This is a genomic window from Oxynema mangrovii CENA135 (assembly GCF_016632315.1).
GTDB lineage: Bacteria > Cyanobacteriota > Cyanobacteriia > Cyanobacteriales > Laspinemataceae > Oxynema > Oxynema aestuarii.
This window is the reverse complement of the sequence record NZ_JAEOXH010000001.1, coordinates 1,235,827-1,253,664: the sequence shown is the minus strand read 5'-3', so window position 1 is coordinate 1,253,664 and position 17,838 is coordinate 1,235,827. Positions and strand designations below refer to the sequence as shown.

Here is a 17,838-nt window from a genome sequence, read left to right as displayed (position 1 = left end):
ATCGAGGGAGTCGATAGCCGTAAGCAAAAGAATTATCCGTTCAATCGGCTGGTTAACGATCTCGCCCACCCCCTCTATGGCTCGGTGGAATGACCCTCGACGGGGGAGGAGATCGCCAAGATCGGAGAGTATCGAGCCGAGAACGCAAAAAAAATCCCCTTGAAGCGCGATCGAGGGGGAAAACCAAACATCGAGACAGATTTTGCCGGATTAGCGGCGGCCAGAGCCAACCTGGCGGGCGCGGCGATCGAGGATGCGAGCCACATCGGCGATCGGGACGACGGGTTGGGCGCCGTCGAGATACATCACGAACACGAAGGCCCCGAGATCGGCATTGCGGAACGCCAAGATCTCCAAACGAGCGGGAATATCTTCTAAATTGACCTTCATACTGACTCCCGCCGCCACATCGCCGATATTTTGCAATCCCGTCAGGGGGCGTTCGTCGAGAACTTCCGTATCGTCGAGACCTTGAGTGAGCAGTTCGCGCAAGAGTTGGGGTTGGCTCAACGCCGCATCGAATTGGGAACGCTCTTGGGGATCGGCGATCGTCGTCGTAATCCCCATAATCAGCTCGAACTGTTGTTGTTCCATAAAAGCAAAGACGTTTTCGACCTGAAAATCGTCTTGACTCAGTTCTTGCTTGAGGGTCGCTAACTCCGACTGAGGCATCGGTTGAAAGCCGTCGGGGAGGTCTTCCAACCGCAAGATCACGTCAGACCGGGGACTGCGTTGGGCGATGGGTTGCTCCGCACGCGGTAGCAAGCTACGGCGGTCGTCGAGGGTCTCGCTCGATCGCACTTCCTCCGCGATCGCCGCCGGGGCGCCTGCGAGCAGGGCGCCGCTTAACAAACAAGAAAACATGAAGGGTTTAGTCTTGAGCATGGGTCAACTTCCTAAAGATCCCCAGATAGGGAGATGAGAGGGCTTTTCAGCTTAAGATAGGGTCAATCGAGCAAAACCGCTCACGGGTTTTCTCCCTAAGACGCGATCGATGCCGTGTAGGTGTCTTGCAAACTATCAAAACAAAACGGGCGATCGCCTCCGAAGCCCCGGCAAAATTGTTTCAATCCGTTGCATTCTAGAATCTTAAAATACTGTAAACTTTCCCCAAACCCGCGTCAGTTTTATCGCTCACTCCAAAACAATACACTATGGCTATTGGCTACGTTGCTCTAGTTCTCCACGCCCATCTTCCTTTCGTCAGACACCCCGAAAGTGACTACGTTCTTGAAGAAGAATGGCTTTACGAAGCGATTACTGAAACCTACATCCCATTATTGCGAGTCTTTGAAGGTTTAAAGCAAGATGGGATCGATTTCAAAATCACCATGAGCATGACACCGCCGTTGGTGTCGATGCTGCGCGATCCACTCCTGCAAGATCGTTACGACGAACATCTGGCCAAACTGGAAGAACTGACCGAATTAGAAATCGAACATAACGCACATAACGGTCACATCCGTTATTTAGCCGAACATTACGCGGCAGAATTCAATGCGGCCCGCGAACTGTGGGAGCGTTACGATCGCGATTTGGTCACCGCGTTCAAACAATTCCAAGATACGAATAATCTCGAAATCATCACCTGCGGGGCCACCCACGGCTACTTACCGTTGATGAAAATGTATCCGCAAGCGGTTTGGGCGCAAATCCAGGTCGCCTGCGAACATTACGAGGAGAATTTCGGGCGTCCGCCAAAAGGGATTTGGTTGCCGGAATGCGCCTACTACGAAGGAGTCGAGCGGATGCTCGCCGACGCAGGGTTGCGATATTTCCTCACCGACGGACATGGGATTCTGTACGCCCGTCCCCGTCCTCGGTTTGGGACTTACGCCCCGATCTTTACCGAGTGCGGGGTCGCCGCCTTCGGACGGGATCACGAATCGTCCCAACAGGTGTGGTCTTCGGAAGTCGGATATCCCGGCGCGCCGGAATATCGGGAGTTTTACAAAGATTTAGGTTGGGAAGCGGAGTACGAATATATCAAACCGTACATCATGCCCAACGGACAGCGTAAAAATACGGGAATTAAATACCACAAGATTACCGGGCGCGGTTTGGGTTTGGGAGATAAGGCGCTTTACGATCCCTACTGGGCCCGGGAAAAGACGACGGAACACGCGGGGAATTTTATGTTCAACCGCGAACGCCAGGTGGAACACCTCCACGGGATCATGCAGCGTCCGCCGATTATTGTCTCGCCTTACGATGCGGAGTTGTTCGGTCACTGGTGGTATGAGGGCCCGTGGTTTATCGATTATTTGTTCCGCAAGTCGTGGTACGACCAAAATACTTACGACATGACCCATTTGGCGGATTATTTGCGCGCGGAACCGACCCAGCAAGTGTGCCGTCCGTCGCAGTCGAGTTGGGGTTACAAGGGGTTCCACGAGTATTGGCTCAACGAAACGAATGCCTGGATTTACCCGCATTTGCACAAGGCGGCGGAACGGGCGATCGAGCTGAGTTACCGCGAACCTGCGGACGAGTTGGAGTTACGCGCGCTCAATCAGGCGGCGCGGGAATTGTTGCTGGCGCAGTCGTCGGACTGGGCGTTTATTATGCGGACGGGAACGATGGTGCCTTATGCGGTGCGCCGGACCCGATCGCATTTGATGCGCCTCAATAAAATTTACGACGATCTCAATCAGGGCAAGGTCGATTCGGGATGGCTGGAAAAAGTCGAGGCGATCGATAATATTTTCCCGAATATCAATTATCGAGTTTACCGCCCTCTTTAAACGATCTCCCGGTGCGATCGCCGGGAACTGCCGTTCGATTTTGGCTCGGCTTGGCTTCTCCAGGACTTGGGGAAGTCTATTTTTTTGGCGTTTTTTGGCGGATAGGCGATCGTTTCGTGACAAATGAATCCCTGGAGAAACGGTCCGGCGATCGCCCGTGACGGCCCCCTCGACCGCAAATGTTCGGCGATGGTTGGCGCCTGAAACTACTTCAAACTAAAAGCAGTTGGTATCAGGAATAGGTCGCGATCGAACCACCGAAAACCCCGATCCCGACCCTTCAAACTCTCTCAAATTTCTCTGGGGATCGGGTCTATTAATGGCAATTAAAAAGTGAACAAATACCCCATCCAGACCGACGGCGAAGGACTGCGCGATCGCCCGGAGCGCCCCCCCACGACCTAGCGATCCCCGGGCGATCGCTGCCCTTCCTTCAAAACTGGAGCGTTCTCGAAGATCTGAGATCTCCCTCAAATGCTTGCCAGATATGCATTTCAACTAATGTCCCCCTAAATAATGAATTTTTGTTAAGATTGACGTTTCTGTATCATTTTTTACAGAATTCTATTGTATAGTGATTACAGAGCCAAAAAAAACCACCAAAAAACATCAATAACATCAGGAGAATCAAAAAATGTCTTTGCAAGATCGCGCCCGAGCTTTAATGATGCGTCACCATCACATGATTAAAAATCGACAGCAATCGATGTTGTGCCGCAGTGCCGAAGAAGTTGGTATCGATCCCGGAGAATATTGGACGACCATTCAAGGGAAACCCCTTTCTGAATTTGAAACCTCTTACGATCGCTCCCGTTCGACGATGAGCTAAAGCCTTGAGACCGTTAACTATTGAAATGATTTGAAAACAGGAGAATGGGAAAATGTCTATGCAAGATCGCGCCCGAGCTTTAATGATGCGCCACCACCACACGATCAAAAATCGGCAGCAATCAATGTTAAGCCGAAGTGCCGAAGAAGTCGGAGTCGATCCGACCGATTATTGGAGCAACATTCAAGGTAAACCGAATCCGAGTTTCCGCGAATCCTACGATCGCTCCCATTCGACGATGAGCTAATCCCTAGGATTCGAGAAAAGTTGAATTCGCGTCCGAATCTTGTCAGTTTCCAACCCCATAAACTGTCATCGATTCGATCGATTCATTGACCGATACATTGCCAACTGAGGACGTTCTTCTTTACAGACGAACGTCCTTTAAGTTTGAGAATTGATGGGGAAATTTAAGCAAGCATTCTTCCGATCGAAAATAATCGAACTCGGTCGTCACCCGTGCGGAACCCATCCGGCGTTTGACCGTTCGGAGTAATTGGCCGGGTTCAAGTGGCGCGTGAATCGAGCTCAACTCTTAGGCGAATGGGTTCAAAATCTCGAATGGGGGGATTTTGAGCGGATCGGAACCACGATCGCCCGACGGAGTATAAGATCGAGTTGGATCGCTTCAGGAGTATGGTAAGGATTTCCTGACCGAATTGTGGATGGCGACGGACCGAGGACGTGGGGGATTCGGTTGGGGTTGGCGGGATGAATGGAAGGATCGACGGAGCGCGTTAAGGGGAGTGAGGACGGACAAGAAGGCGGATCGAGTGAATTTTCGGGGAGAGAAAAGCCTTGGTGTTCGGGAAAGGGCGATCGCGCCTGCTTGGGACTTCGCGATCGCCTTTTGTGACGTGGGTCACCTCAAGTATTGCAATCGGAACTCTACAATCTAGACTTTATTATCTCGACGCTTTCATCGAAGGGTTCAAATCCAAAATCAAACAAGGGTCGTATCTGCAGTGGAGTTGAAGCGAAAAAGTAACGAATAAACTGATTTAAAACCAGGGCAACATTGGCAATGGAAAATTTAGAATATAAAGTCTTTTTTAATCTTTCGCCGGATTTGTTTGGAATTATCGATACCCGAGGATATTTTCAACAAGTCAATCCGGCGTGGGAGAAGACCTTGGGATGGACTGAGTCGGAGTTGCGATCGCACCGTTGGCTAGACTGGGTTCACCCGGACGATATTGCCGATACCCTCGAACAAATTGCTCAAATCACCCGCCGTCAAAAAGGGCGATCGCCGGGATTTTTCGAGATCCGCTACCGCCACAAACACGGACATTACTTGCGCTTAGTCTGGCGGTTCGCGCGATCGGAAGAAGGGAACCTATACGCCGTGGTGCGTCCGGTTGAAGACGCCTCCTTACTCCCCGCCGTCGAAACGCGCTATCTCGAATGCGTCCAGTTATCGGAGCGGAAATTTCGCCAACTCTACGAAGCTACCCGAGATGCGGTGATGTTGCTCGATCAAGATTCTTTTTTCGACTGCAACCGGGCCACCTTGAAACTGTTCGGTTGCGAATCCCTCGATCGCTTTTGCGGGAAACATCCGAGCGAGTTTTCGCCGCCGATGCAACCGAACGGACGGGACTCGCTGAGTTTGGCGCGGGAATATATCGAGATGGCGTTGGAGATGGGGAGTTGTTCGTTTGAGTGGCTGCACCAACGGGTGGACGGGTCTCAATTTCCGGCAGAAGTGTCGCTGACGACGATGGAAGTCGGCGGACGCAAGGTGTTGCAGGCGATCGTCCGGGATATCAGCGATCGCAAACAGGCGGAACGCGCCTTGCGCGAGAGTGAAGAGCGGTTTCGCCGCATTTTTAATGACTGTCCGATCTCGATGGTGTTGTGCGAAGGCGATCGCGCCCAAATCTCTCATGTAAATCGCACATTTCGCCGTCTCCTCGGTTACAACCCTTCGGAATTTAGCCAGCTCACCCTAGAAGACCTCACTCATGTAGAAGATCGAGAGAAAGAAAGACCGTATATCGAGCGGGTGATGGCCGGGGAAATCGAAAGTTATGAAATTGAAAAACGACTCGTCGAGCGCAATGGTAGAATTCGCTGGGCGCGGGTGACTTATACGGGATTGCGCGATCCCGACGGCAGCATTGCCTACGGTTTGGCGATGGTCGAAGATATTAGCGAACGCAAGCAAGCGGAAGCGGCGTTACGGGAAAGTGAAGCCCGCTTGCAGGCGATTCTGGACAATTCCAACGCCACGATCTATCTGAAAGATTTGCAAGGTCGTTACTTATTAATCAACCGTCGTTACGAAACTCTATTAGAGCGAGCGCGCCAGGACATTTTAGGAAAAACCGATTTCGATTTATTTCCTCGCCAACAAGCCCAAACCATTTGGGAACGGGAGCGTCAAGTTTTACAATTGGGCGTTCCTTTGGAATTAGAAGAAGCGATCGCCCACGTGGACGGGGAACATACCTATATTTCTCATAAATTCCCCCTTTACGACGAATCCGGCTATCCTTATGCCGTCTGTAGCATTTCAACCGATATCAGCGATCGCAAACGGGCAGAAATCGCCTTGCAAAAAGCTCACAACGAGTTAGAAAAACGAGTCGAAGAACGCACTGCCGAACTGACCCGGGCGGCCAATCTCTTGCAAGAAGAAAGCAGCAAACGCCTCAAAGTTCTCGAAGCTTTGCGCACCGCCAAAGAGCGGGCCGAAGCGGCCAATCGCGCTAAAAGTACCTTTTTAGCGAATATGAGTCACGAATTGCGAACGCCCCTCAACGCGATCGTCGGTTATAGTGAAATTCTCGAAGAAGAAGCCGAGGACTTGGGGTATGAAGATTTTATTCCCGATTTGGATAAAATCCGCAAATCTGGCAAGCATTTACTGAATTTAATTAACGATATCCTCGATATTTCTAAAATCGAAGCGGGTCAAATGGGTCTGTATCTCGAAACCTTCGATATTGCTAGCTTAGTGGATGTCGTCGTCACCTCAACGCAACCGTTAATCGAGAAAAATGGAAATGTATTCGAGGTGGAATGCGATCGCAATGTAGGGACGATGCACGCCGATTTGACCAAAGTGCAGCAAATTTTACTCAACCTGATTAGTAATGCGGCCAAATTTACCGAATCGGGTCGTATTGCTCTGCGCATTTATCGGGTCGCTCAGTGGGAGGGCGTTCGCGAAGCGTCTGCGAAGCAGAATCGCGCTTGGGGAGGGGTCGCTCGGGTGGATGGGGCGGGGGCGATCGTGTTCGAGGTCGCCGATACGGGCATTGGCATGAGTGAGGAGCAGATCGATCGCATTTTCGAGCCGTTCGTGCAAGCGGATGTCTCGACCACGCGCAAATATGGCGGAACGGGGCTAGGTTTGGCCATTGGCCGTCATTTTTGCCAGTTAATGGGTGGATATATTAGCCTCGAGAGCGAACTGGGTAAAGGGTCGTGTTTTCGGGTTTACTTGCCCAAACAGGTCGTGGATCTCAAAACTCAAGGGATGGCCCTGGCGGGGCGATCGCACCAAAAAGCAATGTGACCGGAAATCCTGGAATTCCGAGGGAAATCGGACCTCAAGGGTGCGGAAGTCCATAAAAGTGAAGCTATGATGCACTACGGGACTCCATAGGTTGCCCTCGTCATGCAGATCCAAGATCTTCTCTCCGTGAAAACATTTATCCCTTCGTCGAGTCGGGTTCTCCGTCGGAGGGCGGCGATCGCCGTTTGGACCCTCGCCGCCAGTCTGGGGTTACGATCCGTCGCCGACGCCCAAAACCCCGCCGATCTCCAACGCTTACTCGATCTCAATCAATGTCAAGCCTGCGACCTGATCGGAGTCAATCTCAGCCGCGCTAATTTAATTGGAGCGGACATCAGCAGTACGAACCTGTCTGCCGCCAATTTGAGGGAAACTGACTTGAGAGCTGCCGATTTAACCGGATCGAATCTGAGCGATGCTAATTTGGAGCGATCGGATCTGACCGGGGCCAATCTGACCGGAACCAATTTGAGTGGAGCCAGTTTGATCGGCGCCCAACTGCTCGGCGCTAACTTATTTTTGATCGATTTGGGCAATGCCAATTTAGAGGAAGCGAACCTCAGTGGCACGGATTTAGCCCGCATCTACATGGAAGGGGCGAACCTGACCAAAGCTCAGTTAGTCGGCACTAATTTAACTGGGGCGGAGTTGGTCGGCGTCAATTTTACGAAAGCCAATCTCAACGGCACCAATCTCAACAGTGCCAGTCTCAGACAAGCGAATTTACGCGGGGCGATGTTGCGCGGGGCGCTGATGCAAGGGGTCAGCTTGCGCGATGCCAATTTGAGCAATACCAGTTTACAAGGGGCGTTTTTAGAAAAAGCCGATTTAGAACGGGCTGATTTGAGCGATGCCGATTTAAGCGGGGCGAATTTGAATGGAGCGAATTTAAAAGAAGCGAATTTGACGCGCACGAACTTGACGGGAGCGAGTTTGACGAATGCCATTCTCACCGATGCCATTGTCGAGGATATTAATTTGACGGGAGCGAATCTGTGTAACGCGCTTCTGCCCGATGGAAAAAAGGGGAAATGTCCCTGATGGGGAGCGGCTGAGGGTGGGGAGTCGGGAAAGGGAAGGGGGGAGTAGCACACGGGTCGTCGTGGGTCTTCCGAGGCAATCGCGGCTAAGCTCTGTTTAAGGTCTGTTTAAGAGGGGTTAGAAAGACGACCTCTTCTTGGTAGAATTAACCGGAGAAATGAGTTAGGAAAACATCGATCGGTCAGCTTAAAACTCTGCCCACAAAAAATTTTGCGTTCTTTACCGATCGCCTGCCCCGAACCGTGCAAAGAGATTGAGGAACCGTCTGAAACAAAGGCGGAACAACTGTTTGTCAGCGAAAGTCATCAATCTTGGGGAAAATTGATGGGGGATGGCTCTGGGATCGGGCGATCGCGAGGGTGGGGTGTGGCCTGAAACGCGAGCTTGGATTCTCTCGCTGACCGTCGTGATTGGAGAGAATATCGATGAAGTCAGTCAAGATATGGACCCGATTGAGTTTGGTCTCGGCGATCGCGATCGCGTCCGCCCTCACCGTGGCCGTCCCCGAACCCGCCTCCGCAGGGCAAAGCTGTGAAGCCCGAGGCAGTTGGACGGCGAGCTTGAACTTACCCGATCTCTACCGCGCGCCGTCGAGTCATTCCGATCGCGCCGCCCGCTTCGTTCGCGCTTGTAGCGAACTTGACGATTGCTACAACCAGGCAGGAAACGATAAAGATCGCTGCGATTTGGCCTTTTTCGAGCAACTCGAAGAGGAGTGCGTGCGCGCTTACGGCAGAACCGCCGCCCTCACCAATCCGGCCCTGTCCGAATGCGATCGCGCGGCGGACGAAATTTACGAGGTCGTCTCCCGTTCCCGGGCGAGTCAGCGCGCCTACCTGCAAGCGCAAGAAAGCCAACAACGACGTTGGGAGGAACAAGTCAGCCGCCTTTATCGCGAAATGCTCGATCGCCGTCCCAGTTTGCGCGTCACTCGCGATTATGTCGAAGCCCTCGAACGCGGTTGGAGTCTCGATCGCGTTCGGGAAGATATCGCCTACAGTCGCGACGCCGAAGACGCGATCGAAGAAATTTATGAAGACGTGCTCGACCGCGAACCGGACCGCCGGGGAATGGATACCTACCAACGCGCCTTAGCGCGCGGTTGGGATTTAGAAAAAGTTCGCGAAGATATCGCCTACAGCGACGAAGCCGAACGGGCCATCAACCGCATTTATCGAGAAGTTTTGGGTCGCAACGCCGATCGTAGCGGGCTGAGAACGTATCAAAAAGCCCTGGCCCGAGGGAGAAGTTTGCGCGACATTCGCCGCGATATCGAAAATAGCGACGAAGCGCGACGCAGACGCCCTCGGTAGCTGCTATCCAAGGGAAGGGTAGGGACCGAGGCGATCGCTCTGAGTCCAGGATTTTTGAGTGAATTCAACTCAAAGAGAAAAAACTCTCAGCAACAAGAGGGTTGTAATACCATGAGAGTTGGTTCGTGTCAGCCCAATTCTCGGATTCATTTCAAAGGTTGTTTCTCTCGCGTCGATGGATTTTCTATCGATGCGTGGGAACAATTTTTAAGAAAATAAATCACCTATCTTTTTGAATTTATTTTGCTTTTTGAAGAAGCTTTAAAAGCGATCGCTCTAGGTGATTTTTCGGATTTAATTGCTTTTGGATTGATTCAAAACTCTTTTTGTCCGGGGGCATTACATCAAGGGAAGAAAAACTATAAATAGAGACGATTAAGTAATCTTTGAGGTCATGCAAACCTCCCATCCCATTAAACTTTTTGGTGCATTTCTCGGGCTGACGATCTTCAGCGTCACCTTCTATCATCGTGACGTTCGGCCCCGCGTCTCTTCCTGTCCCCCTTCCGCAACCGTCGGCGGGCAACTCTGTCGGGGTAAAATGCCCAAACCCTTGTTAGAAAAAGCGTGGGGACAAATGGGCGCGATCGCCTATCAAGCGGCGGCGCAAGTGATCGAATCCAACAATACCCGCCCCCAACCCCTTGACGAAACGCAAAAACAATTCTTGAGACCCTACTTTGGCGATCTCGTCGATCGCGTGGAAGTGGTTTACGATGCGACCCTGATGGAAGATTGGGTCGCTGCCAGTTTTAAAATTAATGTCGGTCAGTCAAACGCGCAAGTTTACGGCAATAAAATTTATATCAAACAACCCTACCAACCGGGCGATTTACAGCAAATTGTTCTCCTGGCTCACGAACTGACCCACTGCCAGCAATACGAACAACTCGGCAGTTTAGGAAAATTTGGATATGAATATTTTAAAGAATATAAAAAAGCGAATGAAAACTATCGAGACAATAAATTAGAACAAGAAGCCTTTACCTTAGAAAAAGAGTTTGCTCGCTGGCTTTCAGAACAGATCCAAACCCACGATCGCGGTCACCACTACCATTCTCACTAAAAGATCGCGAGAACCGACGGCCCTAGGCGATCGCGATAATAGTGTTAAACTTTTAAGGAACCCTTTTTATTGGTTTTCTTCAAACAATTTAAGGACGTTCGTCTATTTTTTTCTACGAGTATGAAACTTTTCAAACTTTCCCACCCACTCGCCGTGGCGATCGCGATCGCGATCGGCGCGATTGTCGCTTTGTTCAAACCCCTGGTCGCCTTCGCCGCGCCTTCCGTCCCCACGGCGACTCCCGTTTCCCACTCCCCGATCGATTTATCGCAAGTAAGCGGCGATCTGGCTGGAGTTTGGGGCGATCGCACCCACGTCAACGCCCCCAATTTTCGCCCCGGAGATCGCGCCGAACACCGCTTTAACGCCCGTTCCGGATGCACCTGTCCTCTATGTACCGGAATTGTCCAATAAGGCAATCTTTCCCAGTCTCCAGTTCGGCTCGTTAAAATTTATTCAAGAAATAATGCCCCAGATCCATCGATCTGAGGGCATTGTTTGCGATCGGCAAGAGGGATTAACATAGCGGTTTATCCCTCTTTTGTCACTCTAGGAATCTCAATCGATCGATGGACAGTTCTCGTGTAACTCAAATTAGCAAATATCTCAGCTATCATTTGCGACACAAACCCGAAAAAATTGGTTTATCGATACAACTCGAGGGCTGGGTTGACATTGAAGAGCTTTTAAGCCTCGCCGAGAAACATGGGTTTTTGATAACTCGCGAAGAATTAGAAATTGTTGTTAAAAATAACAATAAACAACGGTTTTTATTCGATGAATCTGGGAAAAAATTCGTGCCAATCAAGGACATAGCATCGCGATCGACTTGCAACTCACTCCGCACATTCCTCCCGATCTTCTTTATCACGGAACAGCCGATCGCTTCGTCGCCTCTATTTTAGAAAAAGGCTTGCTCAAAATGTCACGCCATCACGTTCACTTGTCCGGCGATCGCGAAACGGCTCGCCAAGTAGGAATGAGACATGGAAAACCCGTTATTTTTAGCATTGATAGCGCCCAAATGTATCGTGATTTTTATCAGTTTTATCGTTCCGAAAACGGGGTTTGGCTCGTCGATGCCGTTCCGCCGATCTACTTGAGCCAATTGCCTTAACTTTGGTTATTTTCTTGGGTTTTAAAATCATCCTCAATGGGGATAAATTGAGAATGCTTAAAGTGAAATCGTGCGGTGTTTTAGTTATGCAAAACCTACCACAAACCAGTTTTTTATTAATGGTCAAGCCGAATCGTTACGACTTACCAAAAGGTCATCTCGAACCGGGAGAAGATGAATTAACTTGTGCCTTACGCGAACTCTACGAAGAAACCGCCATTCCCGCCGAGGCGATCGCCCTGGATCCGACCTTTCGTTTTCATGAAGTTTATCAAGTAAAAAACTATAAAAGACATGGAGGACAGACCGTTGAGAAAACACTGATTATATTTCTAGGTTGGCTCCAAAAAACCATCCAAATTAAACCCTGCGAACACGACGATTTTATCTGGATGGAGTGGAATCCACCCCATCAAATTCAAACTCGAACGATCGACCCACTTTTAAAAAAGGTCGAAACCCATTTTGCCTATCGGAAAATCAAATAAGTTGTTAAACAAATTGTTAAATAACTTGTTAAATAACTTGTTCGACATTTAAATAGGGAAGAAATTTCAGCCTGCGGGGAGTGGGAGCATCTTACTAGCTCTCAAGCCAACCTTTTAAATGCTCCACAGCTTAAATCAAACTAAAATCAGATAACGTTGCTAAAAATGACAGATATCCGTAAATTAATTAACCAACTCGCTGCCGCAGAAAATCAACTGCAACAGACCGAATTTCTCGCCCCTTGTGTCAGTGGGGGACGGGTTTGCACTCGCGTTTCAGGAATCGTTTATTCTTTTCTGATTCAACCGTCCAATTTTGAAGGATGGGGCATTTTTAAAGCCAAAAATGAGAAAGAAGCCGAACTCGTTGAAACGGCTGATTTATTCCAAATTGACGCTTATCTCGATCGCCTCGCGCCGATGCGCCTGTATTTAGCCTACCCCCTGACGCGGCGAACTTGGTTGGCGTATCCGGCGAACGAGTCCGATGCGCGCCAACGGATCGGCAGTGCGAAACCCGTTCCTGTATATTTAGTAGAGGAAGGCGATCGCTTTGAAACGATTGTCGCCCGTTGGGATGGGACACGCTTCTGGTTTGAGGCGATCGATCGCCGCGCCGATCCGATCTTTTGTGAGACATTGCGAGGAAATTTAACCCAATTGACCGCCCCAAAAAATCTCAAATTTAAGGGGATGACACCGGAAATGCGGACGGTTTACGACCTCGTGACCCAAAAAACCCCCGAATTTGACGAACACTGGCAGCGACGGCGCGACGAAGGGCGTTTGCGCGAAGCTTTGCGCGTCGGTGGCGGCGAATTAATTCGGTTTGAGGATCGCCACGAGGACTTTTGGACCGTGGAGTGGCTGACGGGTGACGGCGAACGCCACACCAGCGCGATCGCCAAAAGTGACCTCACCGTGGTCAGTTCGGGGATTTGCTTGAGTGGACGCGATCGCGATTTTGATTTGCATTCCCTCGTCGGCGTCATCGAATATCGGAATTGAGGCTAGGAAATGGGCCGTTAATCAGCGTTAATCAAACCAGCGATCGCCTCGTACTAAACCTGTTAAAATCAGCGAATCATGTCTATTTTCTTTCACGAACAACTGTACAGAACGCCGGAAATAATGGCAAGAATGCGATCGTTTCCGGTGACGGTTTGCGGCGCGGGGGCTTTGGGCGCGAATTTAACTGAAAGTTTGGCGCGTATGGGATTTTTGCAGCTTTCAACGATCGATCGCGATCGCGTGGAAGAGCGCAATTTATCCACTCAACCCTATTACCGTTCCGATATCGGTGCTTTTAAAGCCAAGATTCTCGCCAACAGCTTGTATCGGGCGATCGGCATTAAAATTAATGCCAAAACGAAGGAATTAACTTCAGAAAATAGTGGCGATTTAATCGATTCAAAAACCCGTGTAATTGTCGATACCTTTGACAATAGTATCGCCCGTCAAGCGGTCAAAGATTACTGCGATCGCACCAATATTCCCGGGTTACATATTGGGATGGCTAGTGACTATGCCGAAATTATTTGGAATGAAAATTATCGCGTTCCTTCTCCAACTCACGACGATATTTGTGACTATCCGCTAGCACGCAATTTAGTCACTCTAACGGTGGCGATCGCCTGCGAAACGCTGGTGACTTTTGTCGCAACCGGAGAACGGAAAAACTTCACCGTTACTTTGGCAGATTTGGCGATCGCTCCGTATTAGCCCCGTATTAACGATCTCTTATTGTATGAAATTTCCACAATTCTAAACTTCAAAAAACCCTTCGTAGAACGTTTTTAAATTCACCCCAATTCCCGTACTATCCCCTAAAGCGAGCAATCGCAGCGCAGAGGTTATCGAAGCTTTGCGATCGCCCGCACTCATATTTTGTAACGCTAATTGACGCAAACCTGCGATGTCTTCCCACGAAGCTGTTGCCACAGAAGCATAAAAACAATCCCCATCCGGTGGAATGGGTACCCGTTTGTAAGACTCATTACCGATCGCGATCGTTCCTTGTTGTGACTCGATCAAAGCGGCATAATGTAAGTTTCCTTCAACCAGTAAATGGTACGTCGGTTCGCCATCTCCATAAGCACTTAACGGCTGGGTAGTTTTACCGTTTAATTGATGCATTTGTAGCCTTGCCCCGAGTCCTTTAGCCACCGCAGCAATTTCATAATAATCGGCCCATTTACCGCCACTACTTCCCGGGAGTAACAGGTCTTTTTCGTAAGCTTCAAACGTTCTGGGATCGTCTAATAAAGTTTGAATTAATTGTTCGTTTTCTAAAGCTTGTTGTTCGTTTTCTGCTTCAGCTTTATCCTGTTCTTGTTCCGTTTCTGGACTGGCGTTCGCTTCTTGAGATGCTGCGGCGTTGGCGGCTTCGGGATCGTCCACTTCCCACTGTTCTTTTTGCTTTTCGACTTTCTGCGCGATCGAGGCATCAAACATTTTTTCCATTTCCGCGATCGCCTGAGTCGAATCACCCCCTTTAACCGCATCCAGAAAAGGATTCGGATTCGTCATGTTGGGCAGCAGTTCGGCAATAACTTCATCATCAGATTTTTCCGCACTGACTTCCCGAATATGCTTGAAAATTCCTTTCAGATCGAGATCGTGTTGTTTTTTATACTCTTCCCATTTTTGCTTCTGTTTTCCCCAAGCTTTTAAACCGCCATACGTTTGCATTAAATAGGGCAACCCGTTAGCAAAAATAAATTCACTACTCGCATCGTAACGCTTCGCTTTCATGCCAAACTTAATATCGACTCCCGGCGTTCCCGTCGGCACAGTTTGACTGACCGAAAGCTGTTCCATTTTGAAAGTTTTGAGATATTGCAGTTTGTAGCTGCTAAATTCAGGGGGTTTCTGCCAGCGCAATTCCAGTCCGGCTTTGCGTTTCACTCCAATCTTGGTGGATAACGCTTGTGCGGCACTCTTCCCTAAATTATCGGCCCAACTGTTCACTGCACTGGTAATTCCTTCCGTAGCACTTTCGTAATCGCCACTGGTTAAGAGTCCTTCAAATGACACAGAAGGATCGCCATCTTTGAATAAAAAGGTCGAAATTTGTGCTTGAAAACTTCCCTGTGGACTGCCGACCGCTTCCACTGGAAACCCATCAATTTGAACGTCAATTGTGCTGCCGTCATTAAGCGGATTGAGGTGATTTGTCGTCCAAGTTGCAGTAACCGACCCGTTAAATGCAGGGGTGGCTAAGGTTCCTTTAAAAATAACTTGTTTGCCTTTTAAAACTTTCCCTTCATAGCCTTTAGCCTTCGGGGGTTTGCGCGAGTGCAACGCTTGTTTCGTGCCGCTAATGCCCGCACTGACGACGCTGGGAACACTGCCGCTAACGGCGGCACCACCGCCGATGACTTTAACATTCGGTCGCGGTCCGGGTGGGCTGGCGATATCCTGTCCTTGTTCGGCTAAACCAAACTCTTCGGCAGTTTCATTATAAAGGGTAGGATCGCTCATTGCCGAAGCGGCTAAATGTTTTAATTTGACATAAAAACGGGCAATTTTATCGGCTTTGGCATCAATCCACTGTTGGGGATTGTCGTAAACGTCGATATCGGCTCCAAAGATATCTCCAGCAAGTTTAAACGCTTCTTTATTTAAGGCAGAAACTTTAAAAGCGACGTTAAAATTAACGGAGGTTTTAGCGCGGAATTTGCGGTCTTGGGCGACCCATAATTTGCCGCCGATGGTGAGGGTCGGTTCTATTTTTACAATAGGAAGCCCCAAACTCAGACCAAATTCTAATTGCAATTCCGCAGAAGAAACGGTTCCAGCGAGCAGTGCCGTCCGCTTTTCTAGGGCGTCGGAAATTGCTTTGGCGGCGCCGGATTTGACCGGGACAAATTCTCGAAGCCGGATCGCGCGATCGGCAACTTCCGGTAATTCGATGACTTGTTGGTAAGCGTCTTGAACGATCGCCACTTGTGCGTCATCGAAATCATCGCTACTTTGGACTTCCAGTAAAAGCGTGGCGGTTTCTTTTTGAAGTTGTTTGTATTTTTTGTAAGCTTCTTTTTCTATAACTGGAGTTTCTTTCTTGGCGCTGCGGACGTATTTAATGATTTTCTGAATTTCGGCAGTTCTCTGTTTTTTGGGGATTTTTTTGAGTTTAGTAACCCCTAAGTCTTCTTGGACGAGCTGCTTGACGGATTCGGCGGATAAGCTGTTTTGCATGGCCGCTTTCCAATCATTCCAGGCTTGGTTGAGCAGCAACAATTGGCGGTAAACGAGATCGGCGTCGGTAGTCGCTTCGTCCCCACTGTCGGCGGGATGGAGGTAGTATAAGTTGCTATTTTTGATCCACTGACCCTCATATTGTGGATCGTTAATTTTGACGTAAACTTCGTTGTAATAAAGTTCGGTTTCGTCGCCAATTTCTATTTGGGTGTCGTTGTCCAGCCGACCGATCGCGCGAAAGCCTTTGGCCTGTTTTTGATAAATTCGGGCGTAATCTTGTTTTTCCGGTCCTTTGCGATGGTGAATGAGGGCGGGTTTGGTTTGAATGAGGGGGGTTGAGGTGTTTTGAATTTGGGGCGATCGCCTCACTTGGCTGCCGTTTTGTTGGACGACGTGGGTTAATTCGTGGGCGAGCAATTCTTGTCCTTGGGGATTACTGGGGTTGTATTCCCCTTGTTTAAAATAAATGTCTTGTCCGGTGGTAAAGGCGCGGGCGTTGAGGGAACGATTGAGGCGATCGGAGTTACCATCGGCGTGAATTTTTACGCCCCCAAAATCGGCGTTAAATTCCCGTTCCATCGGTTCGCGGATCCCTTCTTCTAAACGGTTACCAGTTCCTCGAGAATTTTGAATATTTTGCTCGACATTGGCGCTGAGATCTGGCGAATTGACGTTCTCCGTCCCGGTTCGCATGACGGTAATTTCTGGCGCCGGGGCGATCGCAAATTGACTCTGAGTTTGAACTGACGGTGTTGGGGCGTTAAGGCGACTGACGACTTGACGGGCGACGCGATCCGCTTGTTGTTCGTAGCGATCGCCCGCTTCGCCGACGGAGAGTTTGGCTTGGGGAAGCGGATGTCCGTTGACTGGCGGGTTGGGGCGATCGCCCGCCAAGCTTCGCATTAAGGGATGACGTTCGGCCCAATCGGCGCCGAGGGGTTCAAAGGGGGGCATTTGACCGATCGCCTCCCCCGATTGAGGGTTATTTTCAACGGGAATTGGCGGTGAGATTGGCGGTGATGTTTTTGCTTGAATTGGAGGCTTCCAGGAAGACGATTGCCCGGTTCTCATGTTACCCATTACGATCGATCCTATTTGAAATTCAATCCCGTTACCCAGACTGGATTTTTAACAAGAATTCAATTAATTGTGATGACAATTATTGCCAATACAGCACTCGGGCGTCTGATGAGGGACAGTGCCGATCCCCCTATCCCCCCTTCGCCCCCCTTTGAAAGGGGGGTTGGGGGGATTTCGGGGGGAACGAGTAAAGTAGGGGTTTGGTAACCAAACCCCTACCTGGCGAGGGGGATTTAGGGGGATCTAAATGTCTTGCATAGCAGAGGAAAATGCTGTACGTACAATCTTCGAGACATTTTTTGAAACTGACTCAAATCACGCCAATAATGGCCCACTGTCGTTGTTTTGCGATCGCAATGTAGCTTTCCTGAAATTATGCTTGGCCTGCTGACAAGAATGCAGGCAATTTTTTTGATTTGTTAAAAGCCCTA

14 protein-coding genes and 1 pseudogene are annotated in these 17,838 nt (G+C 49.7%); 13 read left to right on the top strand and 2 right to left on the bottom strand.

The genetic code is table 11. The features are described from left to right. Positions 1 to 210: 210 nt before the first annotated feature. Positions 211 to 885, bottom strand: coding sequence for a hypothetical protein (locus JJD41_RS04875; RefSeq protein WP_200664958.1), 675 nt, complete (start codon positions 883 to 885; stop codon positions 211 to 213). Positions 886 to 1,154: 269 nt separating this feature from the next. Between JJD41_RS04875 and JJD41_RS04870 the strand changes: the two genes are divergently transcribed. From JJD41_RS04870 to JJD41_RS04815, 13 genes and pseudogenes are all read left to right on the top strand, one after another. After that, positions 1,155 to 2,744 carry a glycoside hydrolase family 57 protein gene (locus JJD41_RS04870; protein ID WP_200664957.1) on the top strand — a complete coding sequence of 530 codons (1,590 nt, stop codon included), beginning with the start codon at positions 1,155 to 1,157 and terminating at the stop codon, positions 2,742 to 2,744. A 634-nt stretch (positions 2,745 to 3,378) separates the two neighbouring features. Beyond that, positions 3,379 to 3,573 (top strand): glutamine synthetase inactivation factor IF7A, encoded by a 195-nt coding sequence (gene gifA / locus JJD41_RS04865; protein ID WP_168569026.1) that lies wholly within the window; start codon positions 3,379 to 3,381, stop codon positions 3,571 to 3,573. A 52-nt stretch (positions 3,574 to 3,625) separates the two neighbouring features. Beyond that, the gene (gene gifA, locus JJD41_RS04860; RefSeq protein WP_168569025.1) at positions 3,626 to 3,820 is read left to right on the top strand and encodes a glutamine synthetase inactivation factor IF7A; all 195 of its coding nucleotides are present in this window, start codon (positions 3,626 to 3,628) and stop codon (positions 3,818 to 3,820) included. 777 nt (positions 3,821 to 4,597) lie between these two features. Next, complete coding sequence (locus tag JJD41_RS04855; RefSeq protein WP_200664956.1) at positions 4,598 to 7,099, top strand: PAS domain S-box protein; 2,502 nt, start codon at positions 4,598 to 4,600, stop codon at positions 7,097 to 7,099. 126 nt (positions 7,100 to 7,225) lie between these two features. Further along, entirely contained in the window at positions 7,226 to 8,140 is a 915-nt protein-coding gene (locus JJD41_RS04850) for a pentapeptide repeat-containing protein (RefSeq protein WP_370583732.1), read from the top strand. Positions 8,141 to 8,565: 425 nt separating this feature from the next. Next, positions 8,566 to 9,453: a DUF4214 domain-containing protein gene (locus JJD41_RS04845; protein ID WP_200664954.1), complete on the top strand. Its 888-nt coding sequence runs from the start codon at positions 8,566 to 8,568 to the stop codon at positions 9,451 to 9,453. 243 nt (positions 9,454 to 9,696) lie between these two features. Further along, positions 9,697 to 9,822: a hypothetical protein gene (locus JJD41_RS25205; protein ID WP_255547208.1), complete on the top strand. Its 126-nt coding sequence runs from the start codon at positions 9,697 to 9,699 to the stop codon at positions 9,820 to 9,822. A gap of 25 nt (positions 9,823 to 9,847) precedes the next feature. Continuing rightward, positions 9,848 to 10,519 carry an eCIS core domain-containing protein gene (locus JJD41_RS04840; protein WP_200664953.1) on the top strand — a complete coding sequence of 224 codons (672 nt, stop codon included), beginning with the start codon at positions 9,848 to 9,850 and terminating at the stop codon, positions 10,517 to 10,519. Between the two features lie 120 nt (positions 10,520 to 10,639). Next, a complete protein-coding gene (locus JJD41_RS04835; protein WP_200664952.1) occupies positions 10,640 to 10,933 on the top strand; it encodes a hypothetical protein in 294 nt (97 codons plus the stop codon). Between the two features lie 155 nt (positions 10,934 to 11,088). Further along, positions 11,089 to 11,636, top strand: a pseudogene (locus JJD41_RS25895) (RNA 2'-phosphotransferase). Between the two features lie 86 nt (positions 11,637 to 11,722). After that, complete coding sequence (locus JJD41_RS04825; protein ID WP_234488513.1) at positions 11,723 to 12,124, top strand: NUDIX domain-containing protein; 402 nt, start codon at positions 11,723 to 11,725, stop codon at positions 12,122 to 12,124. 165 nt (positions 12,125 to 12,289) lie between these two features. After that, complete coding sequence (locus JJD41_RS04820) at positions 12,290 to 13,132, top strand: hypothetical protein (protein ID WP_200664950.1); 843 nt, start codon at positions 12,290 to 12,292, stop codon at positions 13,130 to 13,132. Positions 13,133 to 13,210: 78 nt separating this feature from the next. Next, on the top strand, positions 13,211 to 13,846 hold the full coding sequence (locus JJD41_RS04815; RefSeq protein ID WP_200664949.1) for a ThiF family adenylyltransferase: 636 nt from the start codon (positions 13,211 to 13,213) through the stop codon (positions 13,844 to 13,846). Positions 13,847 to 13,888: 42 nt separating this feature from the next. Here JJD41_RS04815 and JJD41_RS04810 read toward each other — a convergent pair whose 3' ends face one another. Then, on the bottom strand, positions 13,889 to 17,407 hold the full coding sequence (locus JJD41_RS04810) for an eCIS core domain-containing protein (RefSeq protein ID WP_200664948.1): 3,519 nt from the start codon (positions 17,405 to 17,407) through the stop codon (positions 13,889 to 13,891). Positions 17,408 to 17,838: the final 431 nt, after the last annotated feature.

What these genes read in the sequence shown, in the direction of transcription:
- JJD41_RS04835 (WP_200664952.1), top strand. Translation starts at nt 10,640, where the DNA reads ATGAAACTTTTCAAACTTTCCCACCCACTCGCCGTGGCGATCGCGATC.
- JJD41_RS04855 (WP_200664956.1), top strand. Translation starts at nt 4,598, where the DNA reads ATGGAAAATTTAGAATATAAAGTCTTTTTTAATCTTTCGCCGGATTTG.
- JJD41_RS04840 (WP_200664953.1), top strand. Translation starts at nt 9,848, where the DNA reads ATGCAAACCTCCCATCCCATTAAACTTTTTGGTGCATTTCTCGGGCTG.
- gifA (WP_168569026.1), top strand. Translation starts at nt 3,379, where the DNA reads ATGTCTTTGCAAGATCGCGCCCGAGCTTTAATGATGCGTCACCATCAC.
- JJD41_RS04820 (WP_200664950.1), top strand. Translation starts at nt 12,290, where the DNA reads ATGACAGATATCCGTAAATTAATTAACCAACTCGCTGCCGCAGAAAAT.
- JJD41_RS04810 (WP_200664948.1), bottom strand. Translation starts at nt 17,407, where the DNA reads ATGGGTAACATGAGAACCGGGCAATCGTCTTCCTGGAAGCCTCCAATT.
- JJD41_RS04870 (WP_200664957.1), top strand. Translation starts at nt 1,155, where the DNA reads ATGGCTATTGGCTACGTTGCTCTAGTTCTCCACGCCCATCTTCCTTTC.
- JJD41_RS04875 (WP_200664958.1), bottom strand. Translation starts at nt 885, where the DNA reads ATGCTCAAGACTAAACCCTTCATGTTTTCTTGTTTGTTAAGCGGCGCC.
- gifA (WP_168569025.1), top strand. Translation starts at nt 3,626, where the DNA reads ATGTCTATGCAAGATCGCGCCCGAGCTTTAATGATGCGCCACCACCAC.
- JJD41_RS04845 (WP_200664954.1), top strand. Translation starts at nt 8,566, where the DNA reads ATGAAGTCAGTCAAGATATGGACCCGATTGAGTTTGGTCTCGGCGATC.
- JJD41_RS04815 (WP_200664949.1), top strand. Translation starts at nt 13,211, where the DNA reads ATGTCTATTTTCTTTCACGAACAACTGTACAGAACGCCGGAAATAATG.
- JJD41_RS04825 (WP_234488513.1), top strand. Translation starts at nt 11,723, where the DNA reads ATGCAAAACCTACCACAAACCAGTTTTTTATTAATGGTCAAGCCGAAT.